The sequence below is a fragment of the Desulforhopalus glucosivorans genome (assembly GCF_054397165.1).
The window spans coordinates 4,539,346-4,561,005 of the sequence record NZ_AP044854.1 but is presented as its reverse complement, the minus strand read 5'-3'; the positions used below and the strand labels follow the sequence as shown (position 1 = coordinate 4,561,005).

The window sequence follows — 21,660 nt, the reverse complement described above, 5'->3', positions numbered from 1 at the left end:
GGTATCGGTTTTGAAGAAAATAGTAAAAAAAATTGGTTTACTTGCCCTGACAAGTTGCGTGGTTACAGCCTGTGCTACAATTGGTAAGGTTGATGAAAGATGGTCCGACTACAGTAGCTGGACAATGATAACTAAGGATAAGGTTATAACAGGAGATCAAACGGGGTCCCTTGGTGATGTTCATGAAGGACTCATGGGGTACAGAGAAGTTTATGTAAATGATATCGGCCTTGCTGTAAACCAGGGTAATGGTCCTTACAGGTATCCTGTCGGAACAGTACTTGTGAAAGAGCAGTACAAAGATAAGACTGCCTGGGAGAAGAAAAAATCGCCCAACCTTACCATCATGGTAAAAGTAAGTGATATTGATGAGGAAGAAGAAGAGAACTGGAGATTTTCCACCGCCCTCAACAAAAAAGCAGTAAAGAATACATTCTGTTTTGATTGTCATGCAGCCGCTCTCAATGATGATATTGTTTTTACCAATAAAAACTTTTTCAAATCTGAATAATGTCGGCTCTACAGGGGTGTTTTAACTCTACCTCTGCTTATGGTACTCAACAGAAGAGACTCAAAGAAAAAAATTGTGAGATGCCTGCGGTTATTGACCATCAAAGGAGAAAGATGAGAATGAGGAAAAATATTATTATCATGTTCTTAGTAAGCCTGACAGTTATACTTGGAACGACGACTTACGCATCAAACTTTGAAAACGGTTTTATGCAATATACATGGGGAGATAATGCTTCAAAGCATACTGGCTTATCAATAGTTGGTCAGAAGGGAGAGGTGGCCTATTACAGTAAGCCAGGGGAAGAGTATACAATCGGTAACGTAACGATTGATAAAATCATATATGGCTTCCATCAAGACCATCTTTTTGGTGTCTACCTCAACATAAATTCCGCCGAAGTGTATGATAAATTATTCAATCACATGAAATCTCTCTACGGCTTGCCTGCATCTAAACTTACAGCAGGGGACCAATCTGTTTATAAGTGGAAACAACCGGATGTCACTATTAAACTGAAACTGGACAAACCTACCCAGAAAATGAAGCTGTCCTTTTACTACCGCCCAATAGCCAGTACACTCAATACCAAGCAGTGGGAAGAGCTCGACACCTCCTCCTTTCGCTTTGTCCCAATTGAAAAAGATAAAAAACCTGAAAAGTGGGTTCTCTTTGAGTTTTAATATCTATCCGTCTCTGTTGGCTGGTACCAGATGATCATCTGGTATCAACCAATAGAATTTCTTGTGTTGTGATGGGCAGAATACAGTAGCCCAAGGGAGATAAATGCTGATATCAGGATCACAACAATAAGAGGGTAGAGACTGTTATTGTAAAAACGCCCGGCACTGATTGAAATTGCCACTGCAAGGATTGTGGAGACAGCTGATACTATGGATGCTCCAAGACCTGCAATCTTACCAAGGGGTTGCATGGCCAGTGCAGAAAGGTTTGAAAACAATAAACCAACGCAAAACATCAAAACATAGCATCCCACCATAAAATAGATAAACTCTGGCGGTCCACCTCTCCCCGTAACAAGAAATAATACCCCTACTCCAATTAACCCCAGGGTTCCGACAACACAGAGCCTATACATTCCGTATTTCATAACCAACTTGCTGTTGAGTAGAGCTGCTATGCCAAACCCCGTCGCAAGCAGGGCATAATACAAAACAAAACTATCCCCTATGGAGTACATTTGTTGAAACATTATTTGAGATGTACTGAGATAGAGCAGGAAAATACCAAAGGTTAAGCCAGCCGTTACCGTGTAAAACATCACATTGGGATTTCGCAGGATACGCCATGTATTGTGGATCAGAACGTCTCTTTTTATCCGCTTTCTCTTCTCAACAGGTAAGGTTTCCGGTTGATACACCATAATCCATGTGGTTGCAATGACCGCCATAACAAGAAAGAATACAAAAATCCCTCTCCAGCTCGTAACAGACAATATCAGCTGGCCAAGGGCTGGTGCGATCATAGGAATACAAACAAAGAGCGTCATAACAAATGACATCACCCTGGCCATCCTGCTCCCTTCAAACTGATCTCGAATCATTGCCCTGGAAATAATTTTTGGCCCTGACACTCCTATTCCTTGAACAATCCTGCCTAAAAGCAGCATCTCAATGCTGGTGGCACACATTGCTGCAAATGTACCAAAGCAATAAATTGCCACACTGATTCCAAGGGCCTTTTTTCGGCCAAGCGCGTCTGAAAGAGGTCCAAAAATCAGTTCACCGAAAAACATGCCGAACATAAACAGGGTAATAAGAAGCTGTAGATTATCCGGATTATTGACGTGAAGTGTATGACCTATTGCCGGGAATGCTGGCAACATCATATCGATGCTAAGAGCCGTGAGCGAGGAGATCAGAGCCATACGGGCGACAAAGACTGCGCCGGCTTCACGCTGGGGCTGGGGCTGTTTTTTATTCGGCATTACAGAAAACTACAGTGGTTCTGAGGCAGTTGTCTCCCATGGCAAGAAGCCTTATTTCAAATAGTCTGTATAATGGCATCCCGTCACCCTTATTGATTCTTGCTGAAAAAAGCTTCGATACGCTCAGCTATATTGACTTTGATGTTCATAAAAAAGAGTGAATAATCAAAGGCATGATAGATCCCTTCCGGAAAATGAGAGCCCTTAACTGTAACGAGATTTTTATCTGCTGGATGAACAATCAAACCTCCGTCTACTATCTGTGCTGAGGTAAATTGGGGATATTCTACGGGATCAGAACCTCCCTTAAAAAAAACTGAGCCAAGATTTTGCTCTGCTGAAACCAGATTTCCATCCATCGTCCAAGAAAGAGGGTTTACAGCAATAGCTCCCTTTTTAAGAGTAGGGGCAACTGACTGCCTGCCTGCTGCCATTGTGTTATAGGAAATAATACAGCCCGTTTGGTCTCGGCTATCACACATCTCTATAGCCGAATTGGAGGCTAAATCCTCTTGTGTCATTGACCAGCCCAGTAAAAAGGCTGCAATCATCCTCTCTTCTGCCCCCGTTGCTCCCCAGTGGTTTAACATAAGATCTGTTAAGATCATTGATCCCTGGCTATGTCCTGCTAAAAAGAATGGGCGTCCATTATTTTCATATTTGAGATAATGATTAAAAGCCTGCCATACATCATCATGTACAATCTCTTGCAAGGGGCTCGCATCCTTCTTTGATAGGCCCAGCCCTGCTAAATTCATCTGTCGATACATTGGTGCAAAAATATTTGCATGCCCTTTAAAAACAACTGCCTGGGTATCAAGAGATGCCTGAGCCGCCTTACGCATATCAACCCTTTCAGTATCCATCAACCAGTCAGTATCGTTAAACAGAACGGTGGGATAGACGAAAAAAACATCAACAGGAGAATCCAACTGAGTTGGTTTGGCCAACCACCCTGTTGCCTGCCCATAATCTGGGGCAGCAGGAACATCTTTTATATTAAAGGGTGTCATAGCTAAAGAGTGTGAAGCACTTATGAAAATTAATACTACAATGAGGAAAAAATAGACTGAAGATAAATGACGATAATTATTCATAGATTTCGAATATCTGTTAAAATGTAGAATTCTAAAGAGACAACCCATCCTACAAGCGCCTCATTGCCAGTCTGAAAAGGCGAAAACCCGGCTCTACTTGCTGACTGTGAGCCCTGCCTAAAACGGTACAGGTAAATGGCGCTAGTACATGGTGTACTTCGCTTGAAAAGGGATCAATGATATCGGCAAGTAGTTGCCCTTCCTCAATTATAATCCCCAGCTCAACACGGTTGACTAAAATCCCCCCAACTTCAGCGTGGACCCAGCCGCCTCCAAGATATACATGTTGCTCGGCAGGAACAAACCCTTCCTCTCCAACCATTCCAGCGGACCGGAGCAATGATATCACGCCCTGCTCACCAGTTAAAACCTTGTCGTTTTCAACTCCCCGGGAGCCACCAACCTCCATTACTATGGCCGCTATCCCTGCATCTGTTGCAGCCTGGCGAAGAGTTCCTGTTATGGCATAACTCTGCAGTACGCTCATATCACCAAATCCGGCAGACAGATGTGCCACATCAAGGTTTGATAAATCCGCTCGAAGCTGAACCATATTTTCCCGCAACGATGAGCCGGTATGGAGATCAACAACAGCGTCGCAATGGGTAATAATATCCTGAAAAATACCGTCTGCGACCTGATCAGGATAGTTGCCTACTGCACTTCCGGGAAAACACCTGTTCAGATCAACTTCGCCAGAAATATTTCTCCTGTGGTGATTAAATCCTGCCAGATTAACAATGGGAATTCCAATCACAGTTCCATGGAGTGTCTCCGGATTCAAGCCATCAATTATTCGTCTAATGATAGCAATCCCGTTCAACTCATCCCCATGAATTGCAGCGGTTAAACACAATATAGGCCCCGGGAATTTACCATTTACCACATGAACAACCATTGCAGCAGCTGTTTCAGCTTCATCAAATGGATATATCCACTCCAGGTTCTTTCTTGTTCCAGGTACAACAATATGACCAAATAGATTAAGATCTTCAGCAGGCAAGCCTCGTTCCGGACCATTAAGATAGCCGCAGCCTAAATGATCGAGACCATTAATATTTTTACTATCCATTTGCATGTACAATCCACTTTGAGAAAATAACGGCCAAAACCCTTCAATCATATTATATTTATCTTTGACACTAGTCGTGGACCAATGAAAAGGCAATAGACAAGAAACCCGGTAGAAGTACTCTTCTCACAAAGTACACATCACCACTGAAGATAATCCAATTTAAATAGTGACTAATCTGCTGAAACATGGAGTTTTAAGGAAAAAATATGGCTAAACCCACAAAACCAATAGTATCATTTGAAACTACATTTGAGCCACTCGATATTCGGGTTGGGCGAATTATTGAGGTCCAACTCGAAACTGCGACACATAAACCCACCTATAAAATGGTTATCGATTTTGGTAAATATGGAAAGCGCACCAGCTATGGAAGGTTTACCTCCCATCCCGTTGAAGAGGTAAAAGATCGCTTAGTTATGGCAGTACTTAATTTTGAACCAAAAACTATGGGCCCTGTCACTTCAGAGGTTCTTGTAATTGGGGTTCAATACCCAAAAGCTGAGAGTGGGGAGGCCACCTTTGTATCTCCAGCGGTAAACGCGAAACTTGGCAGCAAGCTTTTCTAGAAGAAAAGAATAAACCACAAATACATCACAACAACAAATCTATAACTATACTAAATATCGTTAACTTTATATTATTGTCTCAACAATATTTACGTTATACCTGTGACAACTGCTGAGAGGAACTATCCTTTATTGAGCCATTGTCACTTCTTATGCGCATATAAAATATTCATATTATCGACAACTGTACCAGTAAGGCAAACAGCTATGTCAGCTGTATAAATAGACTAATTGCTCGTAAAATGGTAAAGAGCAGAGTGTTGAAATTATGGGCCAAACCAATGATACATAACAACTCTGTCCTTCGGGCATAAACATATAGAGAAACTACATGGAAAGATTTCTGGTTATCACTGCTTCTGCCGGCATCGGAATTGCCATATATTACTTTATGGCGCAGATGGTCAAGAAACAGTCAATGCGCGACTATATTTTTGCCAATCAATGGCTCCTTCATCCCAACGCTATTTGTTACTGGCGGGCTGCCATGGCCATAGTCGGCTATGTTCTCTATTTTTATGCAGGTATGCAGAGTATAGCCATCCTTATCTTCACCGTCGCAGCTATTCTGGACGGGGTTGACGGGGTTGTGGCCAGAAGTTGCGATATGGTTACGAGTTGGGGAGAGTGGCTGGACCCTTTTTGCGATAAGCTCACCTATCTACCTCCGCTTATTGGCTTTGCCTATGCTGGGATACTCACCCCTAAGTTTGTCTGGATTCTTGTTGTCATTGAGTTTCTCGGCCAGTTTTTCGCGCGACATATCCTCAAACTATTAAAGACTTCAGGTGCTGCAAATAACTTTGGTAAAATCAAGGCCATCATCTGTTTTGGGCTCGTAATTTTCTGCGCGCTTATCGAAAAAAACCCCTTTATCATTGATATTGGAGATGAGGTTCTCATAGCCTGTATTGTGCTGTCAGGGGCATCACTACTGTTTAAATTTATTCCCAACAAGCTCTATGCAGATATCCTTTCTACCCTTAATTTTATCTGCGGTATTACAAGCCTCTACCTCTCCCACAACCTGTTATTTGCCTGGGCTATCCTGGTCATTATCCTCGGTCAACTTTTTGATCTATTTGATGGCAGAATGGCAGAAAAACATGGGGGAACCAAGTATGGGCCCTACCTTGATGATATAGCCGACTTTGTAAGCTTTGGCCTGGCCCCCGCCTACATTATCTATCAATCAGAAGGAACTTTTGCCCTCATTTTTGGGCTCATCTATGTTACTGGTGTAGCTTACCGGCTGGTACGTTTTATCGCTTTTGACAAAAAAAGAAATGATCTGCCGGATGGTGTTTTCAATGGCCTACCAAGTCCCGCTGGAGCACTCATCGTTCTTGGTGCAGCCCTTGTGGTACCGCCAGACTATCTCTGGATAATGGCTGCACTTTCCATTGGCCTCATGACAAGTCACATCCGTTTTGCACATCTAGGCCGTGTGGTACTAAAACATCTCCCGAAGCCAATCTTTTTTGTGATCAGTTCCACAATAATTGTCTGTATCGCCTATATTTTAAAAACTAAAAGTGTGCAGCTTTTTGGCTGTCTTATACTTGCCTCGGTAGTTGTATATATGATCATAGGGCGTAAGTGGTTGAAGTAGTACCACCCCAAACAGAGATGAGAGTTTTGAGCTCGGTATCCAGAGCTCAAAACGATCCTTAAAGCCCCTTTGGCTTATTGCGAGACTTAAATGTCACCCGGTGATAGGCCTTAATGGCTGCTTTTTCGCTAAGACTTCTCAAACCTGCAAGTGGATTCTTTATCCGCATAGTTGAGCGATTGCGAATCACCTTTCCCAGTGTACCCTTTCTATCCGCAAGTTTTCTATCCTGCTCAGCAATTGTACTACTCAATATTCCAAAAAGATTCTGATCTTCAAGCACCCTTCGCCGTGCTTCTATGATATATGGTAGTCGGTCTTCATACTCATTATTGGCTAAATGGAATTTGATAATCTCACGGGAACGATCAAAGTCGTTGATATCAATTGGGATAAAACTCTCTTTGGGGAAGTATTCTTCCGCATTGGGGGCCCCATGGTAAAACGGCAGGGTGTATCCTAGAAAGGCATCGGGAAGTTTTTCAGTCAGGTGGTGGTTATACACGTGATTCTCAACTGCAATATGAAACTGATAATGATCCAGAACCTCCGCCTTATCGTTCATTGGATTCACGCCATGACCATAGATATCCAACTCCTCCAGATCATCTTTCAAACGCCAGGTAAAATCGACCCGAGTTGAGTGCAAAGTCACATTGCCTGTTCTCTGGGAACATACAGTTGAAATTAGTTTTGTTTTCTTTGGCGGTTCCATACCATTCATCTGATCCCAGGTGATATAATTTCCTTTGTCAAAGGGCAGACCATAATGCCAAATAAGCCCTGGATGGTGATATATCACATTGGGATGACGCATTGCCCACGGTTCCTGAAAGGTGATGATACAGCCAAACTGTTTAAGATAGTCTTTACCAAAGACAGTGATTGATGATGGTTCCCCTGTAATAAGCACGGTCTTTTCCCGGGGACAGAGAAGTTTTTCTTCGGTGAAAAAATTATCGCTTGGGGGGAGATCCTGGTAGACAACCAGCCAATCATAGCCTGTGCAATCCACATCAAAGTCAAAGACACAGTTTCCCCACTGGGGGAAAAGGCCTGGAAACTGGCGTAAAAATCCTTCACAAGAGCGACCTTTTCTAAGCCCCCTGTGCATGAATTTAACCCGAATTTCTGGTTTGCCCCATTTATCCAGGGAAACACTCGGATCCCCTAGTTTTCCACCTAAATTATTGAATGAAAAAAATTTCTTTGACACTGTGTCCTCAGTTGAAAGGTTTGGACCCTTCTTTCTATAATATTCTAACCGGATAGGCTCTTGGCTCGGGTCATCACAATGGATATGAATCTAACCCGACAAGCGGAAAAATTTTTAGTGTCGCTGGATAAGTACCCCGAAGGTCTCCCTGCGGTCGCTATCTGGAAATAGTGCAATATCAGCAAGTTTTCCAACACTCAATTTCTCGGAGTCTACGCTACCTGTTTTTTATGACAGCTCTTCCTGAGTAAGGCACTAACACCCCACAAGGGGGTATAAGTGCCTTGGTCGTATAACTAAACTTACGATTTCAAATTCAATTCCTGAGTTTCAGGTTTTTATAACAGGCTTTCAGGAGTAAGGCACTAAATCGCCAAAACATCGTAGTGCAACGCTTCATCATCAGCAACCTATTTTTCCGCGCTGCCATTAACGTTCTTAGACTAGACAAACCATACAATCAAACCTAAGATAACAGGATACGTGTAATTCCTACTAACCAGTCTGAAAGCCTTTATAAACATATGGATATCTGGATAGTCTCTTCAATTCTCTGTATCACCCTATACCTGCTCATCAGCGAGAAGATTTCAGTTGACCTCACTGCTGTTGGTATCATGGTCCTCCTTGTTGTAAGTGGAATACTCACTCCAAAGGAAACCATAAGCGGCTTTGCTAACCCTGCACTTATCACCGTAGGAGCCATGTTTGTTGTTTCCAAAGGGATGATGCGTACAGGTGGAGTTGAATTTCTTGGCAGAAAAATCATCCAGATGGCCAGGGGCAACCATAAACTGGCCCTTATCATCATTCTCATTTCTGTAGCCATTGCTTCCGCTTTTATCAATAACACCCCGGTGGTGATCCTCTTTATTCCGGTGGTAATGAGCATGTGCTGTGAATTCGGTCTCAGCCCGTCCAAATATCTTATTCCCGTCTCCTATGCTTCAATTCTCGCCGGAACCTGCACACTTATTGGAACATCTACCAATATTATCATCAGCGATCTCAGTGTCACAAACGGCTATGACGGGCTCACTATGTTTGAACTTTCAACCCTTGGGGTACCCATAGCCATAGTTGGGATTATTCTACTCTATTTCATTGCCCCAAAAGTACTGCCCGATCACGCCAACCCTGTTTGTCAACTTCAGGACAGTGAACATCGTAAATATCTGGCAGAGCTGAAGATTCCTGCCACAAGTAACCTCATCGGTAAAAACCCTTTCGAATTATTTACGGCTAAGTATCCATCCATGGATGTCATCGAGCTGATTAATCAGTCCCACATCTACCACCCAGCAAGGGACAAGCGGACAATCAGTGCAGAAGACATACTGCTGGTCAAAGGTTCACTCAATGATCTGGTTGCCATTCTTCACAATGAACAGGTTGACCTGCCAAGCTCTGAAAAAGGGTTGGTTCTTGGCGCCCAGAGAGATGCACCCATCGTGGTGGAACTTATTATTTCTCCCCACTCTTCACTCCGTGGAGAACAAATCCAACGAACAGAGCTGGCAAAGGACCCTGATGTTCATATAATCGCTGTAAAGCGTTCAAACCTGCACATCTCGGAAAAACAGATACATGATGTTAAACTGCAAACGGGGGATATCCTTCTCGTCTGGTGTCATGAGTCAAAGCTTGAATCCATACGATCTGAGAACAAATATATTGTTATTGAAGACGTGTATGAGGAACTGGTACACAAAAGAAAGGCCGCCTGGTCCATCATCAATTTCATATGTATGATAGGCACAGCCACCCTTGGACTTGCTGATATTATGACCTGCGCACTCACCGCGGCCTTTTTGATGATTGTTACAGGCTGCCTGCAAATGCGTGACGCATACAGGGCGCTGCAGGGGGATGTACTACTTCTTATTGCAGGAACCATCGCTCTTGGCGTCGGCATGCAGAAAACCGGTGCCAGCCAGCTCTATGCCGAGACCTTTATCAGTATGTTCTCAGGGTTTTCTCCCCTTATCATTCTCGGAGCACTTATCCTGCTTACATCCATATGCACCCAGATTCTCAGCAATAACGCCACAGCTGTACTGCTTCTACCCATTGCCATTTCAACAGCGCTGGGTATTGGGGTAGACCCTAAACCATTTATTATCGGGATCTGCTTTGGTGCAAGCGCCTGTTTTGCAACCCCCGTCGGCTATCAGACTAATCTCATGGTATATGGACCCGGCGGTTATAGTTTTATGGATTATATGAAACTTGGTCTTCCTCTAAATGCTTTTGTGGTCATCGCTTCAACTCTCTGCATTCCCTATATCTGGCCGTTTTAACAGGGAGAGATGTCTTGAGATAATGCAAAGCAACAATCAATAACGGATATTGTTGTCCAGAAGATAGATCACGTAGTACGAATGGCGTAATTACATTTTTGGCAGAACATAATAGCCTCACAACTCCATTCCCTGACACAAGGTTCTCTCATCGCCTTGAACAAACGCTGAAAAATTGATACTTTGAGTTAAACGCATGTTTTTTAGGCTATAATAATGATTTAAAATTGTGGCTGAACTTAACCTTAAAGTTTACTTATGATCAGGATTATTCTCCTCTTCCAGTTCATTTTTATCACCGCAACACTACTTCAGCCAGAAATTACAATTGCCGCTGAAGTGAAAGTATTTATACTCCACTCTTATCATCAGGAGTATCCCTGGACAAAACACGAAAATAGGGGACTTGTTGAAACACTACAGCAGCATAACCCAGAAAGTGACATAAGCTTTTCAACAGAATACCTCGACACCAAAAGAGTCAGATTTACCCCCAGTTACGAGGACTTCTTTCTTGACTATCTACAGACGAAATATTCAGAATATCAACCAGATATAATATTTTTAACTGATGACAATGCACTACAATTCATCACTCACAACAGAAGTAAGATATTTCCTGCTGCACCCGTTGTGTTTTGCGGCGTAAATAACATCTCCTTTTTTGATAGTAATCCCTCAAGCAACTCCTACGGAGTTTTTGAAGTAAAAGATGTAACAGCCAATTTACAACTTATCAAAAATCTATTTCCAGATGTCGAAAAAGTTACCTTCATCGGTGATAATTCAGCAACGTACCAGGCTATATACAGACAAATTTTAGCCGCAGCTGCCTTGAATTTCCCTCAATATGATTTTAGCTTTCTCGCACACAGCAAATTCGACCAGGTTGAAAACCAACTCAGAACCACGCCCAACTCAGTGCTTGTTCTCACAACAATAGGGGGATTTCATGACAAGAATGATCAGGTACTCTCCATACCGACAACCATTAATCGTCTGAAATCACATGGAAACTATGCCATCATAAGTATGGAAGATGTATACATGCAGGACGGTGTTCTCGGTGGTATTGTCACCAGTGGCTTCGCACAAGGACAAAGAGCTGCCATTCTTGGGTCACGCTTGTTGGCACATCAGAGACTAGACGAAACAGAGCGATATGTGACCGGTGATAATATCCCAACCTTTGAACATAACGAACTGGTCCGCCTGGAGATTCCCCCATCCCGTCTCCCTCAAGATTCTGTGATCATAAACAAACCACTGTCAATCTACGAAGAATTTCGATCATTTATCATTTCAGCCCTTGTTACTTTTATTCTACTCTGTGTGCTTATAACTTTTCTACTCATCAGCATTATACGTCGAAGAAAAGCAGAAAACGAACTCAAAACAAGTAGGAATTTTTTAAACTCTGTTCTGGATAACCTACCCGACATGGTTTTTGTTAAAGAAGCTGAGAACTTAACCTTTGTCAGTCTGAACAAGGTCGGAGAATCCTTCTTTAACACACCAGCGAACAAGGTTATTGGTAAAAACGATTACGACTTCTTCACTAAAGAAGATGCCGACTTTTTTACATCCACCGACAGAGAGGTACTTACCAACAAAAATCTGTTAGATATCCCTCAAGAGGAGATACAAACATCTTTTGGCAAACGTTATCTTCATACCAAAAAGATCCCCCTCTTCGATGAAAAAAATGACCCGATTTTTCTCCTCGGCATTTCCCGTGATATAACCAACGAACTTTCCGCTGCAAAGGAAAAGATTGAACTGGAAAATAAGCTCACGCAATCCCAGAAAATGGAATCCATCGGTACACTCGCAGGAGGTATAGCCCATGATTTCAACAATATTTTAAGTTCTATCATTGGGTTCACCGAGCTTGCGCAACTACAGGCCGATATTACTCCAGGAGTTGCAAAACTCCTTGATGGAACACTCAAGGGAGCAGACAGAGCTAAGCATTTAATTCGCCAGATTCTTACATTTAGTAGAAAAAATGAGCAGGATCGACAACCGGTTGTGTTAGCTGATGTTGTGCATGAAAGTATCACACTATTACAATCCACCTTACCGAGCAATTTAGAGATTCAATTAGAAATGGAGAGCAGAGAGAAGATATTTGCTGATCCGACCCAAATGCACCAAGTAGTCATGAATCTTTGTACCAATAGTTATCACGCCATGAGGGGTAATAACGGAACACTCATGCTGAAACTTCAAGAGATACAAAATGGCATATCTCCGAAAAATGATAATTTTCAAGATTTTTCTATGGATGCCTGTCTTCACCTGATAGTAGGGGATAGTGGTAAAGGAATGTCCCCAGAAGTTTTAGAGAGGATTTTTGACCCCTATTTTACCACAAAAGGTCCAGAAGCCGGCACAGGATTGGGACTTGCTGTCGTACATGGAATAATTAAAAGCCACGGTGGCCAAATTGTCGTAAATAGCGAGGAAGGTAGTGGAACGACTTTCAACATTTACCTGCCAATATATGATGACACGGAGGAGGACTCTGGAACACGAGACCTTCAGGAGTACATACATTCAGATGTCAACAGTGGGAAAAAGATTCTTCTTGTAGATGATGAACCTAATCTCCTTACTCTAGCTACGAGTTACCTTGAGGACTACGGCTATAAAGTTCAATCATTCTCTGACAGCCAAAAGGCTCTGGAACATTTTTACACCCATAGTGAACAGTATGCGGCAGTGATAACCGATATGACAATGCCAAATCTTACAGGGGCTGAGCTAGCCCAAAAGATCATAGCACGACGTCCCACCACCAAAATTATTCTCTGTACTGGCTACAGTGAGAACATTAACCGACAGAAGGCTCTTTCCCTGGGCATCAGTGAGTATCTGGAGAAGCCGGTGTCCATAAATAAGATGTTGGCAGCACTCGATCAAGTTCTTCATCAATAAGGAATTAATGTGCAAACAATAATGGGCCAACGCGCAAGCGTTGGCCCATTATATTCAACCAAACCTGAAGAAAACAACTCCTTCCATACCTGTATCAAAGGTACAACTGACTATTGAAACGTATTACAGTTATTAATATCTCCGCTGACAAGACCTGTGCGAAACCACTGCACCCGCTGTGCTGAGCTGCCATGGGTGAAAGAGTCGGGCACAACATAGCCCCGCGACTGCTTCTGCAGATGGTCATCACCTATCATACTCGCTGCATTTAAGGCCTCTTCCACATCTCCCGGCTCTAAAATAGACCGAACCCGGTCAGCGTGATTAGCCCAAATGCCTGCAAAACAATCTGCCTGCAGTTCAAGCTTTACTGAGAGTTTATTATAGTCGGTCTCAGAAATTGAAGCACGCCTGGCCTGCACCTTCCCACTTATACCCAGTAGATTTTGTACATGATGACCAATTTCATGGGCCACAACATAGGCCTGAGCAAAATCTCCCGGAGCATTAAGCTTATTTTTCAGCTCTTTATAAAATCCGAGATCAATGTACACCTTTTTATCCGCAGGACAGTAAAACGGCCCCGTTGCCGACTGGGCTAAGCCACAGGCGGACTTTACCTGACCTGTAAAAAGAATAAGTTTGGGCTTTTCATAGACGCCACCTCCATCTCTGAAAATCGCCTCCCAGGTATCTTCAGTATCTGCTAAAACCACAGAGACAAAGTCAGCAAGCCGATCCTCTTCAGGATTTACCACACGTTCGGTCTGCTGACGAGATGAGCCAGGAGCTGATCCCTCATTCAATACATTTGAATTAAGTATAACAGATGGATCAATACCGAAGTACATGCCCACAAGGGCAAGAAGAACAATACCGATCCCCCCGCCTTTAATGCTACCACCGGGGATTCTTCTTCCCCTTCTGTCTTCTACATTGCTGCTTCGACGACCTGTTTTCCAACGCATCGATTTACCTCCCTTACCCCGATAGAGGGGAAATAAGTCGGGATAGGTATCTTCACGAGGTCATTTTCTGCCTGATCAAAGCAGAAAATGACTTCTAAGGTACCCAGGATTTCGCTACTTTATATCGGCGATGAACTTATTTGACGACTCAATAGCGGTGTTCATCTTTGTTATAAGACTGTCAATTTCACCCTTCAGGTTAGTGAATTCTCCCTGGAGTGATCCGATGGCTTGCGCATTAAGATTATGCTTTAAAAACAGAACATTATCCCTGAAAATCCTGAGTACTGGCTCCATGCTTTCCTCAGCCTGGTGCATGGATGCCAACATCTCTTTATAGCGAGATTTAGTACTGCGTAACTGAGCCTTACTGGAGTCACGCAACTCCTTACTCTGGTACTCCTCCAACTCATCTTCCCATTCATCAAAAAGATCATCTGCAACAGATTCCACTGAATCAATCCTGCTCGACACCTTCGCCGCCGCTGCTTCACTCTTTTCGTACTCAGTATTCAGACTGTCGTAGGCTTTTTTCAGATCCGTTTCTTCAAGTTTTACAACAGAATCAAACTGTTCAAGAGCTGACTTAAACTGCTCCTGAGCTTCAGCCTGTGAATCACGAGCCCCTTCAACCCGATCCACCATAATGTCTCTTTTATGTTTACCAACCTTCTCCATAGCACTGTAGTACGTACTAGAACACGCATTCATCATACATACACAACAGATGATAATTGCAAAATTCATCACAGACCAACCTGTCTTTCCATTCATTTAGAATCCTCCAGATAAAAATATTTAAAAAAAATTATAGATTTCAATATCTAAAAATAAACACAGACACCTAAGTTGCAAAAAATCCGCTCGTTTCTCGCTTCGTAGTCTTTTGAATGATATACTACCTTAAATGTGACAAGCTGCTCAATACCTCTGAAAGGCATTTTATTACAACAAACCCTCGAAATGAAAAAATAAGCCGGGATAAGCAGTTTCACGAAATTCATTCATAAAAAAATTATATTTCTAAACTACTCATACCACAAAATGACTGACAACAAACCTCAACCCGTAAAAAAAACCACTCCATGCATAGGTTGTGGAGGGTCTGGACAAACATCGTACTTTGGTGGTGCCAGCAGATTTATGTTCACCTGGGAAGATTGCCCTGATTGCCACGGAACCGGCATAACCCTAGAAGAAAACTCATCTGATCCCCAGGAAAATCCACCCACCGCTGGTACAGACAAAGGTAGGAAAATAGAATAACAGAAATAACTCACCGTAGATCAAGGTATCATTACCACAGCTAGTTTGATAACTCGCTATTACTATACATTTTCTGATTGTGATTTAAATGATGCTGACCAAATACTTACCATCACAACTCTGTTTAAGCATCTTCACCACTCTTCTCCTACTACTGTGCTCTTGTAATACAACCACCTCCCCCATATACACCGATGAAGAAGTGCAATGGTTAAAAAAAAATGGAAATAGCATAGAGGTTCTCTTTGGTTATGAGGCCCCGCCAAACGCATTCCATGATACAGATGGGACCTATAAGGGCCTCCTTGTTGATTTCTTAAAAGAAATTGAGGAAAACATCGGTATTTCCTTTGGCTATAGAAATTTTGATCAATGGAACGACCTCATTGAATATTCCAAACATAATAATAATTTTATTATTGTGGGTATAGCCGAAACCTATGGGCGAAAACAGTACCTCTCTTTCACTGATCCGTTTATCAAAGTACCGTATATAATAGCGAGCAAACGTTCCTCATCCATTGAAACAACGGCTGATTTACTCGGTAAATCAGTCTGCACCGTCGCCAACTACGCAATCAACGATTATCTGGCGGAAAAATTTCCTGAACTCATCCCTACTCCGGTATCTGATAACAAGGAGGGACTTCTGGGCGTCTCGGTGGGTATATATGATGCCATGGTTTTGAACCAGATGTATGCATCCCACATCATTGAAGAACAGGGTATTACAAACCTGAAAATTGCCGGAGAAAGCGGCTACCTGAACCGACTATCGGCTGCAGCTTCCGTGCAGGACCCTATCCTTTCCACTATCCTTGAAAAAGCGGTGGATCAGCTCAGTCCACGGACCAAGAAACAACTCTATCAGAATTGGCTTGGGCAGAGTCCCAATATCCTGTCGTCCACCCTGCTTACCTCTCTTTTGGGGCTAATACTATGCATTGCCAGCCTACTCGCCATATTCTGGGGATGGAACATCAGTCTAAAGAAAACTGTTCGCAGCAGAACAAAGGATATCATCCAAAGCCGGGAAAACTACAGGACCACCATACAATCCATTGGCGAAGGAATAATCACAACAGATGCCGAGGGAATTATAACGGGACTCAACCCGGTTGCTGAAAAACTAGTGGGTTGCAGAGAGGACTATGGTGTTGGCAAGCCGCTGGCTCTGATCTTCACCATAATAGACACAGGAAGTCGTAAGCCATTGCAAAACCCGGCAGAACAGGTCCTTCGCTCAGGGGTAAGCGTCAATCACTCCCACTACCCTACCCTCATCTCTGCATCCGGCCAGGAGTACATTATTGATGATTCAGCTGCACCAATAAAAAACGATGAAGGTAACATCTTTGGCGTTGTGCTGGCCTTTCGAAATATCACCCACAAATACCAGATCCAACAGGAATTATTAAAAAACGAACAACAGCTGTCACAGTATATAGCCCAGGCACCCATTGGAGTTGCTGTACTCAATCTTCAGCATGAATTTACCAGGGTTAATAAAAAAATGTGTGAATTCAGCGGGTTTAAGGAAGGAGAACTGCTACAAAAACAACTGGAAGACCTCCTGCCAGAAAATTACCACCCGGAACTGTTTGAAGGGCTTAGGTATGCAAAAGTGCATGGGAACGCAAATATTGCTCCTGAATTTACCCATAAGAATGGTACGAGCCTTTTTGCCTCAATCCATATCGGTTATGTGACAGATGATAAGTATCTTATCTTCTTCAACGACATTAACCAGGAGAAACTCGCTGAAGAAGAGTTGCTCAAGATAAACAAACTCAGATCAATTGGTACCCTCGCAGGAGGTATCGCCCACGACTTTAACAATATCCTCATGGGTATTTTTGGTAATATTGAAATCTCAAAAGAGCTCCTTGACCAAGAGCATAAAGCCTATCCATTCTTGGACAGTGCAGGACAATCCCTGAGTCGTGCCACCCGGCTCACCCAGCAGTTACTTACATTCTCTAAGGGGGGCGCTCCAGTCAAAGAAGACACCCAGCTTCTCACCCTCATCAGAGAAGCCATCAATTTTGACCTTGCGGGTAGTAATATCGCTGCCAAAATTAATTCTGAACCGGATCTATGGCTTGCCAATGTAGATAAGGGACAGATAGGTCAGGTTCTATCTAATCTGTTCATTAACGGTGTCCAGGCAATGCCCGAAGGTGGCACACTCACCGTTGATCTATGTAATGCTGATGTGGACGAGACCTCTACCCTGCCGATTGAAGCGGGCCCCTTTATCCAGATGACAATAACTGATACAGGTACGGGGATCGAACCAGAGCATCTGACTCGAATCTTTGACCCATATTTTACAACCAAACAGACAGGAAGCGGCCTTGGCCTCGCCTCCACCTACTCCATAATTATCAAACACAACGGTCATATACAGGTACAATCCAAAAGGGGCGAGGGAACAGCATTCACCATATACCTCCCCGCAAACAGCACACCACTTCCCGTCGCAAACGCGGCCGCCGCACCCACAACGCAGCTTAAAAATTGTCGCATACTCGCCATGGACGATAATAGGGAAATTCTAATTCTCATGAAACGGATGCTACGAAATAGTGACGCTGAAATTGAGACAACAGAGTGCGGAGAAGATGCTGTCAGAGAGTATAGCAGAGCATTAGCTACAGATCAGCCATATAACCTGGTTATCCTGGACCTTACAGTACCAGGTGGCATGGGAGGGGAAGAGACGGCAGCCAAGATATTAGAAATTGACCCGAAGGCCACTCTGATAGTTTCAAGTGGTTATGCCGAAGATCCTATTCTTGCCAACCACAGGGACTATGGATTTATTGATGTACTCAGTAAACCATATACAAAAATTGCATTTTTAGACGTAATTGGTAGGGTAATGGCTCAACAATAAGGCACTCATAATTTAACATGAAAGATAGGATATGACCCCCGCAATAAACGAAGCCAAAAAGCAAAAGATAGAGTATCAGGTCCATAAATATTCACACAACCCAAACCATTCTTCATATGGGCTAGAGGCTGTAGAAAGCCTGGGCCTTGACCCTGAAAAGGTCTTTAAAACCCTGGTTGTGCAGCTGGGTAATGGAGATCTTGCTGTAGGAATAGTCCCTGTTTCAGGGCAATTGAACATGAAGCAGATGGCAAAAGCCGCCGGAGAAAAAAAAGCCGCCATGGCTGATGCGGCTCTTGTGGAAAAATCCACCGGCTATGTGCTGGGTGGAGTAAGCCCCCTTGGGCAAAAGAAACGACTCACCACCATCATCGATGCATCCGCAAGTGACCACAAGACCATTTTTGTCAGCGCAGGTCGCAGGGGACTTGAGATAGAACTGCGCCCCGAAGACCTCAGTCGTTTAACCTCGGGGAGTTTTGCCCAGATCGCAGCGAGCTGAATGTGAGGAGGCTCTTAGCGTCGAAGCTGCTTGAGTAGTGCAGTAGTGGGTTCACCGTCTGCGACAACACCAGCATCTTTTTGATATGCGCGAATAGCCTCACGGCTGCCCTTACCCAGGGCACCGTCGATTACTCCAGAATAGTATCCCTTAGCCTGGAGGATTTTCTGTAACTCGATTTTTTCGTCCACAACAAGGGACCCCGCTGGCCTTGGCCACTTCTGAATCATTCCACCATACCCTGCAATTTTATCGGCGAGCATCCCCACTGCAAGGGCATAGGAGTCTGAATTGTTATACCGTTTTATAACATAAAAGTTTTTCATCACCAGAAAGGCGGGGCCATCTTTTCCTGCAAAAAATTTCAACACTGCCTTATCATCGGGCCAGGCAAAAGATTTCCCGCCCTGTCTGACTACTCCTAATCTTTTCCACTCCTTGAGAAGCTTCGTCTCTCCTTCAAGACCACGCTTGGCAGCAGGAACAGACACTTCATATCCCCAGGTTTTTCCGGTTCGCCATCCATTCTTATGCAAAAGATTTGCAGCTGTTGCAAGGGCGTCAGGTACCGAGTTCCAGATATCACGGCGACCATTACCGTCCATATCCACCCCATAGGCAAGATAACTTGTTGGGATAAATTGTGTATGCCCCATGGCACCAGCCCAGGACCCCATAAATTGACTCCGGTCCACATCCCCCGCCTGAAGGATTTTCAGTGATGCCACAAGTTGTGTCCTGGCAAATTTGCCGCGCTTCGGATCTCCATAAGCAAGAGTCGCAAGGGCCCTTGGAACATAGTGAAGACGATCAGTTTTCTTCAATATATCTCCATAGTTTGACTCCATGGACCAGATGGCGAGCAGGACTGATCTTCTAACACCAAATTTTTTCGCTACTGCGTCCAGGGTCTGACGGAAATATCTTTCATTCTTTTTACCCTTTTCAGCAGACAGACTATTCACCCTGGCATCCAAATAATCCCAGACCTTAGTGGTAAACTCAGGTTGATATGTTGCTTTTTTCAAGATAGCAGGGTCAGGCTCCGTAACACCTTGAAATGCATTGTCCCAGGTCTGCCTGCTTATCCCCTCTTTTGCCGCAACGGGGTAAAAATCAGCTATCCACTGTTCAAAGGACTCCGACCCCTGCACAGTGGTAAAAGCCCCAGTGGCCAAAGTGAGCGCTACAGTGAGTAAGCCTACGTTCCAGCCCTTCCGAACTCTATTATATAGATGAAATACCATTTCATTTTCCAGTAAAGATTCTATTGTTGGTAAGATACTGACAGTTCAATATAAGTTTGATTGAATACCAGAGCATTCATTCTTTTCCCACAAATTTATGGTAAATGGCAGTTATAAAACACAATATTTAGACCACTATTCACTTTGCTTCAGTCTACCCCCGATAAACGGGATAAGTACCTTGGCGATAAATCTGTGGAAACCGGCAACATACACCATTATGAAACTCAACAGTCACAACACTCTACAAATATTCGCATAATGGAACTACTTTCCTCTATTGCAGGGACTCCCAGCCAACCACTGCTCTTTATTGTCAGTTTTCTTGCAGCAACCATCCTGCCGCTCGGCTCAGAATGGTTGCTTATTGTTATGATCTCCCAGGGTTTTGCACTGGGTGAGACTATTATTATTGCAACTATTGGTAACTACCTCGGGAGTTGTACAACCTACGCGATAGGTCAATACGGTTCTGAATATATCATCAACAAACTTCTTCGAATCAGTGTAACACAACAAAATCAGGCCAAAAAATTGTATGAGAAATATGGAAGCTGGTCACTTTTTCTCGCCTGGCTCCCGGTTGTGGGAGATCCTATTTGTCTGATCGCAGGAATATTTAAAGTTCACTGGCTGCGCTTTTCCATACTGGTTTTTCTTGGTAAATTTTCACGATATGCTACTGTGGCGTATCTTTCACATAAAGCATTAATCAACTAGGCTCGGTAAACTCTTATCTACCGGGCTGGTTTTACTTATAGACAAACGAGGCTGACTTACATGAAACATAAAATCCTGCAATCCATTTACACCTCCTTTGAACAATGGACTGACCAATCCCAAACTGAATACGCCTGTTGTAAGGGCTGCTCCACCTGCTGCTCTCAAAATGTTACTATCACAGCTATTGAAGGCGAAGAAATCCTCAGATATGTCATCAAAGAAAATATGATTGACCAGTTTGCAACAGCGCTGTTGCAGGCAGGTGAACTGAGTCGTCCGAAATTCAGCACCAATGATTTTGCCAAGGCCTGCCTTGATGGCCGAGATGTTGACCCGGAAATCCAGACCAACACAGGTGATTGTCCATTTTTACAGGATAATGTCTGCACCATTTATCCGGTCCGTCCTTTTTCCTGCAGACTATTTGTATCCACCATCACCTGCAGCCCAGGTAATCCAGCCCAGGTCTCCGATCTTCACCTCGAGGCCTCAACGGCTGTGACCCAAGTCATTGAACACCTTGGTCAAAAAGAGTACTGGGGAAATTTGCTGGATGTTCTTCTTGCCATGCTTGATATCGGTGAGTACCGCGCGATTGCAGATAAATTCAACCAAACCCTTATTATGCAGGGTAGAATGCGAACCCTTACCGCAAAACCTCTGCCCGGATTTTTACTGAGCGAAGAAGAAGGTCCTCAGGTAGCCCAGCTACTTGAATCTATTTTTGATACTGAAGTTGATGGAAAACGAATTGAAGATATCCTCAACGGAAAATAGTCATATCAACATA

The 21,660-nt window shown here is 43.5% G+C and carries 18 protein-coding genes; 11 read left to right on the top strand and 7 right to left on the bottom strand.

The features are described 5' to 3' along the window. Positions 1-10 precede the first annotated feature (10 nt). Complete coding sequence (locus tag ACX6CI_RS19495; protein ID WP_458775329.1) at positions 11-511, top strand: cytochrome P460 family protein; 501 nt, start codon at positions 11-13, stop codon at positions 509-511. 119 nt (positions 512-630) lie between these two features. Next, positions 631-1,194 (top strand): hypothetical protein, encoded by a 564-nt coding sequence (locus ACX6CI_RS19490; protein ID WP_458775328.1) that lies wholly within the window; start codon positions 631-633, stop codon positions 1,192-1,194. 44 nt (positions 1,195-1,238) lie between these two features. On the opposite strand, the gene ACX6CI_RS19485 is transcribed toward ACX6CI_RS19490, so the two are convergent. The 3 genes from ACX6CI_RS19485 to ACX6CI_RS19475 all read right to left on the bottom strand — a co-directional run bounded on the left by ACX6CI_RS19485 (position 1,239) and on the right by ACX6CI_RS19475 (position 4,628). Further along, the gene (locus tag ACX6CI_RS19485; RefSeq protein WP_458775327.1) at positions 1,239-2,459 is read right to left on the bottom strand and encodes a multidrug effflux MFS transporter; all 1,221 of its coding nucleotides are present in this window, start codon (positions 2,457-2,459) and stop codon (positions 1,239-1,241) included. 89 nt (positions 2,460-2,548) lie between these two features. Beyond that, a complete protein-coding gene (locus ACX6CI_RS19480) occupies positions 2,549-3,556 on the bottom strand; it encodes a DUF3089 domain-containing protein (RefSeq protein ID WP_458775326.1) in 1,008 nt (335 codons plus the stop codon). A gap of 49 nt (positions 3,557-3,605) precedes the next feature. Beyond that, positions 3,606-4,628, bottom strand: a complete 1,023-nt coding sequence (locus tag ACX6CI_RS19475; protein ID WP_458775325.1) for a succinylglutamate desuccinylase/aspartoacylase family protein — start codon at positions 4,626-4,628, stop codon at positions 3,606-3,608. Between the two features lie 209 nt (positions 4,629-4,837). Here ACX6CI_RS19475 and ACX6CI_RS19470 point away from each other — a divergent pair, with 209 nt between their 5' ends. Next, positions 4,838-5,197 carry a tRNA-binding protein gene (locus ACX6CI_RS19470; protein WP_458775324.1) on the top strand — a complete coding sequence of 120 codons (360 nt, stop codon included), beginning with the start codon at positions 4,838-4,840 and terminating at the stop codon, positions 5,195-5,197. A gap of 331 nt (positions 5,198-5,528) precedes the next feature. Continuing rightward, positions 5,529-6,809, top strand: a complete 1,281-nt coding sequence (locus ACX6CI_RS19465) for a CDP-alcohol phosphatidyltransferase family protein (protein ID WP_458775323.1) — start codon at positions 5,529-5,531, stop codon at positions 6,807-6,809. A gap of 58 nt (positions 6,810-6,867) precedes the next feature. Here the strand turns inward: ACX6CI_RS19465 and ACX6CI_RS19460 are convergent, their stop codons facing one another. Then, positions 6,868-8,025, bottom strand: coding sequence for a glycosyltransferase family 10 domain-containing protein (locus ACX6CI_RS19460; protein ID WP_458775322.1), 1,158 nt, complete (start codon positions 8,023-8,025; stop codon positions 6,868-6,870). 524 nt (positions 8,026-8,549) lie between these two features. Here ACX6CI_RS19460 and ACX6CI_RS19455 point away from each other — a divergent pair. Further along, positions 8,550-10,325 (top strand): SLC13 family permease, encoded by a 1,776-nt coding sequence (locus ACX6CI_RS19455; RefSeq protein WP_458775321.1) that lies wholly within the window; start codon positions 8,550-8,552, stop codon positions 10,323-10,325. A gap of 258 nt (positions 10,326-10,583) precedes the next feature. Beyond that, complete coding sequence (locus ACX6CI_RS19450; protein WP_458775320.1) at positions 10,584-13,265, top strand: hybrid sensor histidine kinase/response regulator; 2,682 nt, start codon at positions 10,584-10,586, stop codon at positions 13,263-13,265. A gap of 110 nt (positions 13,266-13,375) precedes the next feature. On the opposite strand, the gene ypfJ is transcribed toward ACX6CI_RS19450, so the two are convergent. Together ypfJ and ACX6CI_RS19440 are read right to left on the bottom strand one after the other, a co-directional pair. Continuing rightward, positions 13,376-14,233, bottom strand: coding sequence for a KPN_02809 family neutral zinc metallopeptidase (ypfJ, locus tag ACX6CI_RS19445; protein ID WP_458775319.1), 858 nt, complete (start codon positions 14,231-14,233; stop codon positions 13,376-13,378). Positions 14,234-14,347: 114 nt separating this feature from the next. Then, positions 14,348-15,007 carry a DUF2959 domain-containing protein gene (locus tag ACX6CI_RS19440; protein ID WP_458775318.1) on the bottom strand — a complete coding sequence of 220 codons (660 nt, stop codon included), beginning with the start codon at positions 15,005-15,007 and terminating at the stop codon, positions 14,348-14,350. Between the two features lie 270 nt (positions 15,008-15,277). Between ACX6CI_RS19440 and ACX6CI_RS19435 the strand changes: the two genes are divergently transcribed. The 3 genes from ACX6CI_RS19435 (at position 15,278) to ybaK (ending at position 18,900) form a co-directional block, all read left to right on the top strand. Continuing rightward, positions 15,278-15,499 carry a hypothetical protein gene (locus tag ACX6CI_RS19435; protein WP_458775317.1) on the top strand — a complete coding sequence of 74 codons (222 nt, stop codon included), beginning with the start codon at positions 15,278-15,280 and terminating at the stop codon, positions 15,497-15,499. 88 nt (positions 15,500-15,587) lie between these two features. Then, positions 15,588-18,398, top strand: a complete 2,811-nt coding sequence (locus tag ACX6CI_RS19430; RefSeq protein ID WP_458775316.1) for a PAS domain S-box protein — start codon at positions 15,588-15,590, stop codon at positions 18,396-18,398. Positions 18,399-18,429: 31 nt separating this feature from the next. Further along, a complete protein-coding gene (gene ybaK / locus ACX6CI_RS19425; RefSeq protein ID WP_458775315.1) occupies positions 18,430-18,900 on the top strand; it encodes a Cys-tRNA(Pro) deacylase in 471 nt (156 codons plus the stop codon). 14 nt (positions 18,901-18,914) lie between these two features. Here ybaK and ACX6CI_RS19420 read toward each other — a convergent pair whose 3' ends face one another. After that, positions 18,915-20,147: a lytic murein transglycosylase gene (locus ACX6CI_RS19420; protein WP_458775314.1), complete on the bottom strand. Its 1,233-nt coding sequence runs from the start codon at positions 20,145-20,147 to the stop codon at positions 18,915-18,917. 195 nt (positions 20,148-20,342) lie between these two features. Here ACX6CI_RS19420 and ACX6CI_RS19415 point away from each other — a divergent pair, with 195 nt between their 5' ends. Both ACX6CI_RS19415 and ACX6CI_RS19410 read left to right on the top strand, forming a co-directional pair. Next, complete coding sequence (locus ACX6CI_RS19415) at positions 20,343-20,867, top strand: YqaA family protein (RefSeq protein ID WP_458775313.1); 525 nt, start codon at positions 20,343-20,345, stop codon at positions 20,865-20,867. Positions 20,868-20,927: 60 nt separating this feature from the next. Next, a complete protein-coding gene (locus ACX6CI_RS19410) occupies positions 20,928-21,647 on the top strand; it encodes a YkgJ family cysteine cluster protein (protein ID WP_458775312.1) in 720 nt (239 codons plus the stop codon). The last annotated feature ends 13 nt before the right edge of the window (positions 21,648-21,660 follow it).

Coding starts and splice junctions, on each gene's coding strand:
- ACX6CI_RS19490 (WP_458775328.1), top strand. CDS start 631: ATGAGGAAAAATATTATTATCATGTTCTTAGTAAGCCTGACAGTTATA.
- ACX6CI_RS19485 (WP_458775327.1), bottom strand. CDS start 2,459: ATGCCGAATAAAAAACAGCCCCAGCCCCAGCGTGAAGCCGGCGCAGTC.
- ACX6CI_RS19480 (WP_458775326.1), bottom strand. CDS start 3,556: ATGAATAATTATCGTCATTTATCTTCAGTCTATTTTTTCCTCATTGTA.
- ACX6CI_RS19475 (WP_458775325.1), bottom strand. CDS start 4,628: ATGGATAGTAAAAATATTAATGGTCTCGATCATTTAGGCTGCGGCTAT.
- ACX6CI_RS19470 (WP_458775324.1), top strand. CDS start 4,838: ATGGCTAAACCCACAAAACCAATAGTATCATTTGAAACTACATTTGAG.
- ACX6CI_RS19465 (WP_458775323.1), top strand. CDS start 5,529: ATGGAAAGATTTCTGGTTATCACTGCTTCTGCCGGCATCGGAATTGCC.
- ACX6CI_RS19455 (WP_458775321.1), top strand. CDS start 8,550: ATGGATATCTGGATAGTCTCTTCAATTCTCTGTATCACCCTATACCTG.
- ACX6CI_RS19450 (WP_458775320.1), top strand. CDS start 10,584: ATGATCAGGATTATTCTCCTCTTCCAGTTCATTTTTATCACCGCAACA.
- ypfJ (WP_458775319.1), bottom strand. CDS start 14,233: ATGCGTTGGAAAACAGGTCGTCGAAGCAGCAATGTAGAAGACAGAAGG.
- ACX6CI_RS19440 (WP_458775318.1), bottom strand. CDS start 15,007: ATGAATGGAAAGACAGGTTGGTCTGTGATGAATTTTGCAATTATCATC.
- ACX6CI_RS19435 (WP_458775317.1), top strand. CDS start 15,278: ATGACTGACAACAAACCTCAACCCGTAAAAAAAACCACTCCATGCATA.
- ACX6CI_RS19430 (WP_458775316.1), top strand. CDS start 15,588: ATGATGCTGACCAAATACTTACCATCACAACTCTGTTTAAGCATCTTC.
- ybaK (WP_458775315.1), top strand. CDS start 18,430: ATGACCCCCGCAATAAACGAAGCCAAAAAGCAAAAGATAGAGTATCAG.
- ACX6CI_RS19420 (WP_458775314.1), bottom strand. CDS start 20,147: ATGGTATTTCATCTATATAATAGAGTTCGGAAGGGCTGGAACGTAGGC.
- ACX6CI_RS19410 (WP_458775312.1), top strand. CDS start 20,928: ATGAAACATAAAATCCTGCAATCCATTTACACCTCCTTTGAACAATGG.